Here is a 14923-nt window from a genome sequence, read left to right as displayed (position 1 = left end):
TAGCTCAGGAGTAGGTGTAGAAACCCTGGCCGGTCTTCCGTCCGTGCAATCCCGCGTAGACCATCTTTCTCAGCAGCGGGCATGGCCGGTATTTGCTGTCGGCATAGAACTCGTACAACCCTTCGATGCTCAGAAGTATTGTGTCCAGACCGATCAGGTCGGCGGTCTCCAGCGGACCGGAGGCATGGCCGAAGCAGGACCGGAATATCTCGTCGACGTCCGCGGCCGAGGCGACGTCGTCCTGCAGCAGGAAGATGGCCTCGTTGACGGTGAGCATGAGCACCCGGTTGGACACGAAGCCGGGCATGTCCTTCACCACGATGCCGTGCTTTTCCATGCTGCTCAACAGGTTCCCGGCGACCTCGATGGTCGCCTCGGAGGTGTGGAAGCCGCGGATGACCTCGACCGTCGGCTTCATCGGCACCGGGTTCATGAAGTGCATGCCGACCACCCGATCCGGGCGACCGGTCAGCGACGCGATCTTGGTGATCGGAATGCACGAGGTGTTCGCGGCGAATACCGTTTGCGGCGCGCAGATCCGATCCAGTTCCGGATATACCCGCGCCTTCAGATCCCAGTTCTCGGTGATGTTCTCGATGACGAATTCGGCGGAGCCGAGCAGCTCCACATCCGTGGTGTAGGTGACCTTCTCGGTCATGTCGCCGAAACGGTCGGTCTCCTTACCGAAGAGCCGGCCGGTGCGGTAGAACCGCGCCACCTCCTCCTCGGCCTTCGCCAGCTGGTCCGGCGAATTGTCGACCAGCACCACGTCCAGGCCGTGTGCCGCGAGATCCTGGGCTAGCCCGGTGCCCATGATGCCGGCCCCGACAACTCCTATTTGTTTCATACCTGCTGCTTTCGATCGAGTAGGCGCCATTGCCGAAATGGATTGGTGGTCAACCAGCGCGCAGCGGAGGGTTACAGTGCGAAGCTGGTGCGTTCGAACGGATAGGTGGGTAATGGGATTCGGCGCGCCGCGGCGTTTCCGGTCACGTCGGCCAGCGTGCCGCCGTCGACCCAGGCCGCCCCCGCGGCGGCCAGCCGCGACCGGGTGGCGTCGGCGGCGATGACGGGCGCCGCAGCATCGAGCGCGGACAGCAACTCGCGATGGTTCGCCGCGACCACGGCCCGCCGGTAGCGGAACTCCGGCCGGCCCACCCGCAGCGTATGGGCGAGGTCGGGGATCGACGCCGTCGGCCGCCGCTCCACCCAGTCACGCAGGCGCGCAGTCATTTTCGTCAACGCCTGCGGCGTACGAGCGGACAGGACGACCAACTCCGGCTCGCCGGTCGGCAACCCGGCCTGCACCGCGGGCGGCTCCTGGAGCACGACGTGCGCGTTCACCCCGCCGAGGCCGAACGAGCTCACCCCGGCCCGGCGCGGCCCGTCGCCCTTCCACTCCCCGCCCTGCGCGGAGACCGCGAGATTCGCGCAGGCCCGCAGCGCCGCGTTGGGCGCACGGAAGTTCGGTTGCGGGACCAGGCGACCGTGCTCGAGCACCAGCGCGGCCTTGATCAGGCCGACGATGCCGGAGGCCGCGTCCAGGTGACCGACGTTCGCCGCGACCGACCCGACGAAGCACGGCTGCGACGCCTTGGCCGAGCCGAATATCTTTGCCAGCGAGGCGATCTCGACCTCGTCGCCCAGCTTGGTTCCCATCGCGTGCGCCTCCAGGTAGCCGAGGCTGCCTGCCCGCACATCGGCGTTGGCCAGCGCCTCGGCGACGACGGCCGTCTTGCCCGCGACGCCGGGCGCGGTGTACGAGGCCCGGCGCGATCCGTCGGTGTTGGTGGCCGAGCCGAGAATCAGCGCGTGCACGTGGTCGCCGTCGCGGATGGCGTCCGCCGCGCGCTTGAGCACCACCGCCGCCACCGCGTTGCCGACGATCGAGCCGTCCGCGCCGACATCCAGGGCACGGCACACCCCGCTGGGCGAACTCACGCCGGGATAGGTGATCGCCTGCGGGAACTTCACCGCCGCCGCACCGGCGACGGCGAGATCGCACTCACCGGACAGCAGGCTCTGGGCGGCCTGATGCACCGCGACCAGCGAACTCGACGAGAAGGTCCGCACCGTCATCGTCGGGCCGCGCAGGTTCAGTTTGTAGGCCACCCACGAGGTCAGCGAGTCGCAGTCGTTCGCCACGGTGATCGGCATCAGCCCGTGCTCGGCGACCAGGTCCGGTCGCTGCGCCAGCAGGCCGAGCAGATAGGTGGGAAAGCACGAGCCGCCGAACAGCCCGGTCGTGACCCCGGAGTTGCCCGGGTCGTAGCCCGCGGATTCCAAGGCGGTCCAGACACATTCGAGGAACAGGCGATGCTGCGGATCGGTGATCAGCGCCTCCCCCGGATCGACCCCGAAGAACCCGGCGTCGAAGCACTCCGCGTCGCCGAGGACGCCCGCGGTGACCGGTCCGGCCCCGTCCGCACCGGCCGCGCGCAGCACGGCCGCCGACGGACTGTGCTGCCGGATGGCCGTCCGGCCCTGCTGCAGGTTGTGCCAGAACGCGTCGACATCCTCCGCGTCGGGGAACCGGCCCGCCATGCCGACGATCGCGACGGCGAACGGCGGCGGCTCGTGGCGGCTATCCATTGCGCCGCCGATTCATCAGGGCTTCCCGGCGCAACGCGCCCCGGTCGGTGCCCGCGCCGGCCGCTTCGGCGGAGCTGTCCCCCGCGTCGTCGATGAACTCGGCGAGATCGGCGATGGTCGGCGCCTCGTACAGCACATGCGGCGGCAACGCGGGCAGCTGCAGCCGATTGCGCATGGTCGTCACCAGGTCGACGCCGAGCAGCGAGTTGCCGCCGAGTTCGAAGAAGTTGTCGTGCACGCCGACCTCGAGCAGACCGAGCGCGTCCTGCCAGATCTCCGCGATGGCCCGGGTCAGGTCCGTGTCCGGAGCCACCAGCGGCATGCCCAGATCCGGTCGCGGATGCTTCTGCCCGCGCGGCCGCCCGCTGGCCCCGGCCAGGGTGGCTACGCTCAGCGCCGCGGTCACCGCGACCAGGGTGTTCATCTCCTGGGTGGACACCGAGACCTGCGGCTCGTCCAGCGCGAGCACGCGCAGGATCGACTCCCACCCGTCGTCGAAGTCGATGCCGATCCTGGCCCGGTTCGCGCGCAGGAATTCGATGGCGCCCGAGTCGAGTCCGGCCAGGGCGTCGTCCCAGCCGTTCCACTGCCAGTCGCCCCAGTTGATCGAGATCACCCGGTAGGCGTCACCGCTCGCATGGGCGACCGCGTCCAGATAGGCGTTGGCCGCGCAGTAGTCGATCTGGCCGGGGCCGCCGCCGGTGAGCGCGGCGATCGAGGAGAACAGCAGCAGGAAGTCCAGGTCGACGCCGGCGAGCACGTCGCGCAGCACGTCCGTGCCCGCGACCTTCGCGGCGAACACCTCGGCGATCTGCTCGTCGGTCTTGAACTGCATCAGCCCCTGACCCGGGCGGCCCGCGGCGTGCAGCACGCCGTCGATGTGACCGAATCTGGCCAGCGTCGCGTCGACCACCTTGCGCATGTCCACCCGGCTCGACACGTCGGCGGCCAGCACCAGCACCTCCGCGCCCGCCCCGACCAGCGCACGCACCTCGAGGATGCGCCGGGCGAGTTCGGCCGGGGTGGCGTCGTCGGCCAGCAGATCGTCCCAGGTGGACTCGTCCGGCAGACCGGTCCGGCCGACCAGCACGAGCCGTGCCCGGACATGTTCGGCGAGCCGGTGCGCCATGGCGAGTCCGACGCCGCCGAGACCACCGGTGATCAGGTACACGCCGCGCTCGCTCAGGACCTGTTCCGGCGCGGGGACGGTGGGCGCGGCGAGCTGTTCGAAATGCGGGATCAGCCGGCGGCGTCCGCGCAGCGCCACCTGCGCATCGGCGGTGGCGGTGCACAATTCGCGCAGCACCAGGTCGGCGTTCAGCTCACCCGCGCCGATGTCGATGTGCCGCACGCGCACCGCCGGATACTCCAGCGGAATCACCTTGAGCGGACCGGTGACCATGGCCTGGTAGGGATCCACCCGGTCGGCGGCCGTGGCATCGAACGCGCCCGTGGTGACGATGTCCAGGCCGACGTCGCCGAGCCCGGTCTCGGCGACCGCCTTCGCCAGGGCCAGCAGGCTGTGGAAGGACCGGTTCACGTCGGCGGGCGCACCGTCCTCGGTGCCCGACCACAGGTGCACGATCCGGTGCGGGACCGAGCCTTCCGCGACCAGTTCGGACAGCAACGCGAGGTAGTCCGCGGTCGACGCCGGCGCGACGGTGAACGAACCGTCACCGGACCGGGCGAACTCCACGCCCGCCGTCACCGACACCACCGATCCGCCCGCGGCCGTGATCGACTCGGCCAGTTCCATGGCGCGCACGGAGACATCGGTGAGCAGCAGCCACGTGCCGTCCACCCGAACCGGATCCGCGGCGGTCGGCGCGGACTGGTGCCACGCCGGGATGGCGAACCACTCGCCGGCCGGCCGGCGGGCCAGGGTGGCGAGGGCGCGAGCCGGATCGCGGGCGACGTCGGCGGTGCTGACGCCGCCGTCCCGCGCGGCGCCGGCGGGGCGTTCCTCGATCCAGTAGCGCTGCCGCTGAAACGCGTAGGTGGGCAAGGCGATTCGCCGACGGGGTGCGTCGTGAACCGACTTCCAGTCGAGCGCGACGCCGTTGACCCACAGCGCCGCCAGCGTCTCGGCCAGCCGCGCCGTGCCGGTCGTGGGATCGGTCCGGGCCGGTGCGGTGGCGACGATCATCCGTCGGCGTTCCGCGGGGCACCGCTCGGCGATCGGATCGCCGAGCGAGCCGGCCGGTCCGAGCTCGAGCAGGAGTCGCTCCGGCTCGGCCAGGATCTCGTCGGCGGCCGCGGCGAAGGCGACCGGTCCGCGGACGTGTCCGGCCCAGTACTCCGGGTCGATGAGGTCCCGCGCGGCGAGCCCGGTTCCGGTGACGGTCGAGACGCAGCGAACGGTCGGTTCGGCCGGATTCAACTGCCGGGCGGCCCAATCGGCGAGGCCCCGGGCAACTCGGTCGAGTGCCGCAGGGTCGGTGCCCGCCTCGTCGAGCAGCCTGGCCCGTTCGATGACCAGCGCCAGCGCGTCCGGCAGGCCGATCATGCCGGCCAGGCAGATCGCCACCAGCTCGCCGATCTCGCGGCCGAGCATGACCTGGGGACGCAGTCCCCACGCCGAAAGCTGCTGAGCGAGCGCGAATTCCACGACGAACACGCAGGCGTGCGGCAGTCCGCTCGGCGATCCGCCCGCGGTGTGTGATCGGTCGACGTCGAGCAGCACGTCGCGAATGTCGCGTCCGGTCAACGGCTGCACCAGCTCCGCGCAGGCGTCCACCGTCTTCGCGAAGACTCCGCCACCGGCGTAGAGATCGGCGGCGACATCCGGCCGGGCGTCCGCTACGCCCGCGAAGAGAAGGCCGACCGGCCGGTTGTTGGACCGATCGCGGTTGTCCACCAACCGATCCGGCCGCGCCGCGTCGAGCACGTCGAGCGCGTCCAGCCGATCGGTGACCACCACCGCCCTGCGGTGCTCGAAACGTTCCCGGCCCACCTGCAAGGTGTAGGCGACATCGGCGAGGGACTGCTCCGGATGCTCGTCCATATGCGCGCGCAGGTTCTTCGTCACGGCGTCGAGCGCCAGTTTGGTGCGGGCCGAGAGCACGAGCACGTTCGGCCGTCCGTCGTCTTTCGAATACTGTTGCACCGGCGGCTGTTCCACCACGACGTGGGCGTTGGTGCCGCCCATGCCGAGCGAGTTCACCCCGGCCCGGCGCGGCGACCCGGCGGGCTGCCACGGCGTGGACGCGGTGCTCACATAGAACGGGCTGCGCTCGAAGTCGATCTCCGGGTTCGGCGATTCGTAGTGCAGCGACGCCGGAATGACGCCGTCGCGCACCGCGAGCGCGGCCTTGATCAGCCCGGTCGAGCCGGCCGCCCGGTCCAGGTGGCCGATGTTGGTCTTCACCGAGCCGATCGCGCAGTACTGCTTGCGCTCGGTGTCGCCGAACGCGCGGGTGAGCGCGGCCACCTCGATCGGATCGCCCAATTCCGTTGCGGTGCCGTGCGCCTCGATGAGACCGACGCTGTTCGCGTCGACGCCGGCGACGCTCAGCGCCTTGGCCACCACCTCGGCCTGTCCCTTGATGCTGGGGGCGGTGAAGCCGACCTTCTGCGAGCCGTCGTTGTTGATCGCCGAGCCCTTGATCACCGCGGTGATCGAATCGCCGTCCGCCAGTGCGTCGGACAGCCGCTTGAGCACCAGCACCGAGGCGCCGTCGCCGAACAGCGCGCCCTTGGCCTTGGCGTCGAAGGTGCGGATGTGGCCGTCGGGGCTCTCCATGCCGCCCTCCTGGAACAGATGGCCGACCTTGTCCGGCACCCGGACCGAGACGCCGCCCGCGACCGCCATGTCGCACTCGCCGCCGATCAGGCTGCGGCAGGCCAGGTGCACCGCGACCAGTCCGGTGGAGCAGAACGTCTGCACCGAGACGGCGGGCCCGCGCAGGTTGAGCTTGTACGAGGCCGCGGTGGTCAGCGAGTCCTTGTCGTTGCTGATCACCAGCTGGTAGTCGTTGATCATGTCGATGATGTCGGGATCCTGCGAGATCCGGCGCAGCAGATAGGTGCTGATGTTCGCGCCGCCGAAGACGCCGACCGGCTTGCCGATCGACCGCGGCGCGTACCCGGCGTTCTCCAGCGACTCCCAGACCACCTCCAGGAACAGCCGCTGCTGCGGATCGGTCAGCCGGGCGTCGAACGGCGTGAAGCCGAAGAACTCGGCATCGAAGTCCTCGATGTTGTCCAGCACCGGGCGGGCACGGACGTAGCCGGGCTGATTGACCACCTCCGCGGGCACGCCGGCCTCGATCAGTTCCTCCGGGCTGAAGAAGCTGATCGACTCGACGCCGTCACGCACGTTCTGCCAGAACTGGTCGACCGAGTTCGCGCCGGGGAAGCGCCCCGCCATGCCGACGATGGCGATGTCCTCGACCAGCGTGCCGTCACGCCGAACCAGGCCGTCGGACACCGGAACCGGCGCGTTCGCGACGGTGGTCTCCGGCAGCGATTGCGCCGGGGCGTCCGGCAGCAGATAGGCGGCCATGTCGGCCACGGTCGGCGCCTCGAACAGGGCCAGCGTGGGCACCGTGACGCCGAACTCCTTCTGGATGGCGTTCACCAATTGCAGGCCGACCAGCGAATTGCCGCCGAGTTCGAAGAAGTTGTCGTACAGGTCGACCTGGTCGACACCGAGCGCGGTCCGCCACAGCGCGGCGAGCCTGCGCTGGTACTCCTGCAGGCCGACCGCCTCGCCGGCGAAAGCGTGTGGGCGATCGGCCGATTCGGCGTCGCCGGGACGCCGCTCCCCCATCTCCGGCACACCTCGGAATGGATCGCGACCGGGCACCCAGGCGGCGATCCGACCGGTCAGCTCGCCCGCCGAGACGATCACCCGGCTCGGCGCGCCGGCCAGCAGCCGATCGAGCGTCGCCAGGCCCTGCTCGGTGGTCATCGAGTAGCGGTTGAGCGAATCACCAACGCCGGCCACGGCTTCGCCCGCCGCGGTGGCCTGCCAGGTGTCCCAGCACGCGGACCGCCACGCGGCCGGGACCGGCAGCTCCGCGGAATCGACGAACCGGTCCTGGAACGCGTTGGCCGCCGAGTAGGCGGTGAAGCCGAGGCCGCCGAGGATCGCCGACATCGACGACATCAGCAGCACGAACTCCAGGTCCGCGTGGCCGTCCAGGGCCTCGGCGAGGGCGACGGTGCCGTAGACCTTCGGGCCGAAGTGCGGCGCGATCAGTTCGGGGGTCAGCTTGTTCGCGGTCGCGAAGGTCTCCGGGCTGGTCAGCCCGGCCGCGTGCACGACACCGTTGATCGATCCGCACTGTCGCTCGGCCAGCTCGAATGCGGCGCGCAGGGCGTCGGGATCGCCGAGATCCGCGGCGAGCACGAGAATTCGGGCGCCGGTCGCGGCCAGTTCGGCGACGACCCGCGTGCGCTCCGCGTCCTGCGACGCCGGCTCCGGGTCGGCCGGGAGCCCGGTGCGTCCGAGCAGCACCACGTTCACGTCCGGTTGTTCGCCGACGATGTGCCGCGCCAGCTGGAGACCGATCTTGCCGAGTCCGCCGGTGATCACATACGTGCCGCCGGCCCGGAATCCGAGCGGCCGGTCCGGCAGGGCCGCGGGGCGGAAGCGCTTGACGCAGCGTTTCGCGGCGCGATAGGCGACCGACGTCGCCGTGCCCGGCCAGCGCACCTCGCTGAGCAGGTGCATGGCGAGCATGTCCCATTCGGCGCCGTCGTCGGCGGACGGCTCGAGATCGACCGTGCGCACGGCCAGGCCCGGATACTCCTGCGGCAGCGTCAGCGCGGGCCCCTGGATGGTCGCCTTGCCGGGGTGCAGGTGGTCGTCGCCGTCGACGAGCTCGGCGTAATCGGTCACCACGATCAGCCGCACGCCATGAATCACCTTGCTGCCCAGCGCGTTTCCGAGCGCGACCACGCTGTCGAAACCGATCCGCTGGTGCTCGGCCACGCGCTCCGGCGAGCGTGGGTCCGGGCACGGCCCGGTGACCGACCAGAGGTGGGTGACGACCCGCGGCAGCGCGCCGTCGGCGGCCAGCGTGTCCAGCAGTCGCACATAGTCGCCGGATTCGTCACGCCGGATCGCGTAGGTCGATTCGTCGATCTTGCCGAAGGCGGTGCCGGGAACGACCGTGACGACCCGGGTGGACGGAGCCAGCACGCGGCGCATCCGATCCGCCAGCCGGATTCCCGGGCCGTGGCGATCGGCGAAGATCAGATGCGGACCGGCGACGCTGCCGCCGGTCGGCAGCTCCGGCTCCCAATAGGGTTGCAGGACAGCAAATCCGGTGTTCGTGCTCGGCTGCTTCGGGGCGGCCGCGCGCTCGACCTGGTGCCCGTCCGCCGCGTCCGGCCAGTACTCCACGTGTTCGAACGGGTAGGTCGGCAGGTGCACGATGCCGCCCTCGGCGCGCCAGTCGACCGGCACGCCGCGCGTCCACATCCGGCCGGTGGTGCGGGCGATCAGCGCGGGCTCGGGCTCGCGCATCGCCGACGCGCGCAGGGTCGGCAGCACCATGGTGTCGTCCGCGTGGCCGGTCAGCGACTGCCGCACCAGGCTGCCGGTCTGGCCCGCGCCGAGGTCGAGGACGACACCGGGGTGGCCGCCGGCGAGGGTACGGATGCCGTCGGTGAACCGGACCGTGGAGCACATGTGGTCCACCCAGTACCCGGCGTCCTGGGCCTGTTCCGCGGTCATCCAGGTGCCGGTGACATTCGAGATCAGCGGCAGCGCGGGCGCTTTCAGCTCGACCTCGGCCAGCATCGCGGTGAACCGGTCACGCAGCGGCCGCAGCAGATGCGAATGCATGGCCCGGCTCGTCGGCACCCGGCGGCAGACGATCTCCTCGGCCGCGAGCACCGCCTCGAGCCGGGCGATCGCCGCCTCGCGGCCGGCGACCACGAAGGCCGACGGACTGTTCACCGCAGCCAGTGACAGCTCGGAGTTCAGGTAGCCGGACAGGCGCTCGACGCTGTCACCCACGGTGAGCATCACGCCCGGCTCCGACTCGGCGACCAGCTGCGCGCGTCGAATGACCAGGGGCACCACGGCTTCTAGCGCGAAGACGCCGGCGACACAGGCGGCCGCGTACTCGCCGAGGCTGTACCCGATCAACGCCGCAGGCTCGATGCCCCGCGCGCGCCACATCTGCGCCGCGGCATAGTCCAGTCCGAACACCGCGGCGTGCGCCAGCTCGGTCCGGCTGGTCAAGGGCGAATCGGCGGCGGCGCCGCCGCGCCCGAAGGCGGACAGCAGATCCGATTGCTCCGCGTCCGCCTCGGCGAACAGCACGGTCCGGAAGTCGGTGCCGAGCAACGGGATCGCCAGCTCCGCGCAGGCGTCGAGGGCGGCCCGGAAACTGGCGTCGGTGTCGTAGAGTCCGCGGCCCATGCCGACGAACTGGTCACCGGTGCCGGGGAACACGAAGCTCACCTCGGCCGCCGCACCGCGCTGCACCAGGGCGGTCGGCACCTTCGTGCCGACCGCGTCGAGCTGGTCCGCGGCCTCCGCGATCGATCGGAACGCGACGGCGGTGCGATGCTCCAGCGCGCTGCGCCCGAACTGCGCGGTGTAGGCGAGTTCGGCGGGCGCGAGATCACCGTGTGTCCGAAGGTGATTCGCCAACTCCCTGGCGCTCGCGGCCAGCGCGGTCGGCGTGCGCGCGGAGAGGGGTGCGACATACCACCGGCCCGGAGCGGAATCATCCGGTGCCGGTTGCGCTTCGGGCGGCGCCTCGAGCACGATGTGCGCATTGGTCCCGGACCAGCCGAACGAGCTGACGCCCGCGATCGGGGCGGTGTCCCGGGACGGCCAAGCCGTCGGCCCGTCCGGCAGCCGGACCGGGGCCGCCGTCCAGTCGATCGACGGATTCCGTTCGCGCAGATGCAGATTCGGCGGAATCATCCGGTGGCCGAGGGCCAGGATGGTCTTGATCAACCCGGCCATTCCGGCGGCGCCGGTGAGGTGGCCGACATTGGTCTTGACCGCGCCCACCGCCAAGGGACCCGATGCCCGCTCCGTACCGCCGAAAACCTCGGTGAGGCCGCCGATTTCGATGGCATCCCCCAGCGGTGTGCCCGAGCCGTGCGCTTCGACGAAGTCCACCTCGTCCGGCCGGACGCCCGCGCGGCGCTGGGCCGCGCGGATGACGTCGACCTGGGCGGCCCCGTTGGGCGCGGTGAGCCCGTTGCTCATGCCGTCCTGGTTGACCGCCGATCCGCGCAGGATCGCCTGGACCCGATGATGGTGCAGCCGTGCGGTGCTCAGCCGTTCGATCACGACCGCGCCACATCCCTCGCCGATCAGGAACCCGTCGGCCGCGGCGTCGAAGGTCTTGCAGCGCCCGTCGACCGCCAGCATGCGCATCTTGCACGCCTGCCGGAACATGTCCGGATGCACGATGGCACTGACGCCGGCCACGATCGCGCGGTCGCACTCGCCGTTGCGCACGCTCGCCATCGCGAGATGCAGCGCGACCAGCGACGACGAGCAGGCGGTGTCCAGCACCAGGCTCGGGCCGCGCAGGTCGAGCAGATAGGAGACCCGCCCGGCCAGCACGCTGGGCGAGGTGCCGAGACCGACGTAGGGGTCGTCCAGCATCGCCGGTCCGCCCCGATCGGTCAGCACGTTCGCGTACTGGCTCGTCGCCATCATGCCGACGAACACGCCGGTGCGGCTGCCGCGGATCCGGTCCGCCGGAATGCCCGCGTCCTCGAGTGCCGACCACGCCACCTCGAGCAGCATGCGCTGCTGCGGATCCAGCCGAAGCGCCTCGCGGGGCGAGATGCCGAAGAACTTCGCGTCGAAGCCGGCGATGTCGTCGACGAACGCACCGCGGGTGGTGTACGCGGTGCCCGGCGCATAGGGATCGGGATCGTAGAACGAGTGCGCGTCCCAGCGCTGCGCGGGCACCTCGGCGCTGGCGTCGACACCGTCGATCAGGTTCTGCCAGAACTGCTCCGGGGTATTCGCACCGCCGGGAAAGCGACAGGCCAGACCGGCGACGCAGAGCGGATCGTCGCGGTGGTCCGGCGTTTCGTCAAGCGCCTCGGGCAGCGCCTCCGGTGCGGCTTGCGGAGCGGCCAGCGCGCAGGCGAGCCGACCGATCGACGGATGCTCGTACAGCAGCGTCTCGGGGAGCTTGCGGCCCAGCATCTCCTCCAGCTCGCCGGACAGGCCGACGACGTCGGCGGAGGTGAGACCGTATGTGGCAAAGCTGGTTTCGGTGTCGACGGTGGCGGCGTCGACATCCATGATCGCAGCGATCCGGCCGGTCAGCCAGATCCGGATTCGCTGCTCTACCGATGACCCGTTTTCCTGCATTTGGCGCACGCTTCAGCCCTTGCTCAGACGGAGGGAAGTCCCGGGATTCGAGCATCTTCGACCGACTTACCCCTGGATGAGTGGAAAGCTAGCACCGGTCCTGACCCCCCGCAATACCGCTGAGTATTGAATACTCACAAGTATGACCCTACGTCAGGGTGGGGTTTTCAGCGGGCGTAATCCGTTGGCGCCGAGGGGACGCGAGCGCCAATGCGAGCGCGGTATCGGTCACGATCGACGGCGTCAGCAAGCGCGGCTGCGCACTCGACGGACGGGGTCGCCGGGCCACGGTCGACGCCCCCGAAATCCCCGCGAATCGCGGCCCGGCGCTGCGGATTTACTTACTACCAACCGCCCGGTTGCTTTTACTAGATCTGAGCGGCGGGCCGACTCGCGCGTGGCGCTCAGAATCGATCCGGCAATGTCACCGCGTCGCTACGCGAACTCTCCCGGGCGTGCCCGAAATCTGCGGGACTTATGGTTTCGGGGCCTCGCCGGAAAGGCGTTCTGATCGTTCAATTTTGTTCAGACGTTTACCAGAATATTACGACCGTCGCCCGGCTGTTATGCCGCCATTATGCCCGCCGGTTGCCTGACTCTCCGTGGCCCGGATCACCTTGCGCCGAGCCGACAATCGGGCACCGACGACTTCTCCCGACTCAGGTCGAGCACCGACGAGCCTGCCCCCGATGATACGCGGCGGGGCGCGCGAAGGTATCGATATGCGTTTGGACGCAACTGATTTCGCCTCCGCTTCAGTCAGCGGCCGGCCCGGCACGGGACAGCACCGGCTCCCGGGCAACAGCGTTCCGGTGCAGGCGACGCACCCAGTTCGGCGCCCACCAGCACGCGTCACCGAGCAGTTTCATGGTGGCGGGGACGAGCAGCAGGCGCAGCACCGTCGCGTCGATACATAAGGCGGTCACCATGCCGAGCGCGATGTATTGCATCATCAGCAGATCGGAAAGGGCGAAGACGCCGGTTACCACGATGAGAATCGCGGCGGCGGCGGTGATTATCCGACCGGTGCGGGCCACGCCGATGCGAATCGCCTCGGCGGTGGATTCACCTGCCCTATAGGCCTCGACGATGCGCGCGAGCAAGAACACCTCGTAATCGGTGGACAGGCCGTAGATCACCGAGACGATCAGCATCAGGATCAGCGGCATGATCGGCTGCGGCGTGAAACCGAGCACGTCCGCGCCGTGTCCTTCGACGAATATCCAGGTCAGCACGCCGATGGTGGCACCGAGCCCGAGCAGGTTCAGCACCGCGGCCTGCAGCGGCAGCACCAGCGAGCCGAAGGTCAGCACCAGCAGGGCGGTCGTGGCGAGGAAGACCAGCGTCAGCATCAGCGGCAGCCGGTCGAGCAGCGCGTCGATGCTGTCGCGCTTCGCCGCGGGGTCGCCGCCGACCAACAGCGTTGTCCCCTTGGGCAATTCCATCGATCGCAGGTAGTCGATGGTTGCGTCCGCGGTGTCCGGACCGGTCAGCACGGTGTCGGTGGCGTAGACGAACGGCTGCACGCCCTGCATCGGGGCGGGGAACGGCGCGGCCAGCCCGGGAGCGTGATTCGCTTGCGCGACAACGGCATCGATATCGGCGCTACGGTAGGTGACCAGGACCAGCTGCACCGGATCGATCCGCCGCAGCGGGAAGATCTCGTCGAAGTGCTGCTGTGCCGATCGGGTGGGGTTGTCCGGTGGCAGGAAACGCTCGGTGATACCACCGAAACCGACGTGCTGTATCGGCGCGATGAGCAGCAGTAGCCCGGCGCACACCGGGATCACTACCGCCAGTGGCCTTTTCATGACCGCGGCCGCGATACGTCCCCACACGTTGTCCCGTACGTCGTCGGCGGAGCGGGTCCGGCGGAACCAGTCGACACCGAACGCATCCACCCGGCGCCCGACCACCGCGAGCAGCGCGGGCAGCACCGTGATCGAGGTCAGCGCGGCCACCGCGACGGTGACCATCGCGCCGTAGGCGAACGACTTCAGGAACCCCTGCGGGAACAGCAGAACGCCCGCCGCAGCGACGACCACGATGGTCGCCGAGAACACCACGGTCCGGCCTGCGGTCGTCACCGCCCGGCGCACCGCCTCCGCCACCTCGTGACCGTCGGCGAGCTCGTCGCGGAATCGGCTCACCAGGAACAGTCCGTAGTCGATGGCCAAGCCGAGCCCGATCATCGACACCACCGGCGAGACAAACGAATTGACCTCCGTCACGGTGGTGATCGCGCGGATGACCCCCCACGCGGCGACCACGGTCAGTCCGCCGACGATGAGCGGCAGCGCCGCCGCGACGACCCCGCCGAAGAGGAAGAACAGCAGCACCGCGACGACCGGGACGGCGATCAGCTCCATCCGCCGTTGATCACCGACCATGGTGTCGTTGAGCGCGCCCGCGACCGCCTGGCCGCCCGCGACCTCCATGTCGACCCCCGGGATGGTCAAGCGGTCAGCGACCTTGCCGTAATTGCGCAGCAGCGCGGTGTCGTCCCCGCCGCGCACCGCGACGGAGGCGAACGCGTGCCGTCGATCCTTGGAGCCGAACAGATCCGGCAGCGCCAGGCCGGTCGCGGTCGGCCAGTAGGCGCCGTTGATCTTCGCGATCTCGTCCGGGAAGCGCTGCGGGAGATCATTCAGATAGTCGGCTATCCGCGTGCCGAAGTGCGGATCGTCGATCGTCGTGCCGGGCGGCGCGTGGAACAGCAGGATGAGGTCACCGCTGGGGTCACGACCGAATGCCTCGTCCCGCAATCGGGTCGCCTGCGCGGATTCCGATCCGGGATCGTCCCACCCGCGCGAACTCAATTCGGCACCGAGTCCGAGGCCGTACCCACCGAGCGCGGACAGGATGAGGACAACAATTCCGAGGACCGCGAATCGCCGCCGGACGACCACCTCCGCCCACTGCGCAAAATCCGCGAACAACGGCCGCTCCTAATCCGTGCCTTGAATTGCTCGACGCTCGGTGGCGTCCGGCGAACAGCCTGGAACGTACCAAGGGCCACCA

Annotated in this window: 4 protein-coding genes; all 4 read right to left on the bottom strand. The window is 69.7% G+C overall.

Annotation, left to right across the window (positions count from 1 at the left end; all coding sequences use genetic code 11):
* Positions 1–4: 4 nt before the first annotated feature.
* The 4 genes from ACFQ9K_RS17625 to ACFQ9K_RS17610 all read right to left on the bottom strand — a co-directional run bounded on the left by ACFQ9K_RS17625 (position 5) and on the right by ACFQ9K_RS17610 (position 14841).
* Positions 5–847, bottom strand: coding sequence for a 3-hydroxyacyl-CoA dehydrogenase family protein (locus ACFQ9K_RS17625; RefSeq protein ID WP_378723403.1), 843 nt, complete (start codon positions 845–847; stop codon positions 5–7).
* A 71-nt stretch (positions 848–918) separates the two neighbouring features.
* On the bottom strand, positions 919–2592 hold the full coding sequence (locus ACFQ9K_RS17620; protein ID WP_378723404.1) for a beta-ketoacyl synthase N-terminal-like domain-containing protein: 1674 nt from the start codon (positions 2590–2592) through the stop codon (positions 919–921).
* Positions 2585–11902, bottom strand: coding sequence for an SDR family NAD(P)-dependent oxidoreductase (locus ACFQ9K_RS17615; protein ID WP_378983345.1), 9318 nt, complete (start codon positions 11900–11902; stop codon positions 2585–2587). The genes ACFQ9K_RS17620 and ACFQ9K_RS17615 overlap by 8 nt, the downstream gene beginning before the upstream one ends.
* Before the next feature lie 755 nt (positions 11903–12657).
* Positions 12658–14841 (bottom strand): MMPL family transporter, encoded by a 2184-nt coding sequence (locus tag ACFQ9K_RS17610; RefSeq protein WP_378722615.1) that lies wholly within the window; start codon positions 14839–14841, stop codon positions 12658–12660.
* Positions 14842–14923: the final 82 nt, after the last annotated feature.

The sequence above is a fragment of the Nocardia sp. NPDC056564 genome, from assembly GCF_042793755.1.
GTDB lineage: Bacteria > Actinomycetota > Actinomycetes > Mycobacteriales > Mycobacteriaceae > Nocardia.
This window is presented reverse-complemented; position numbering and strand designations above follow the sequence as displayed.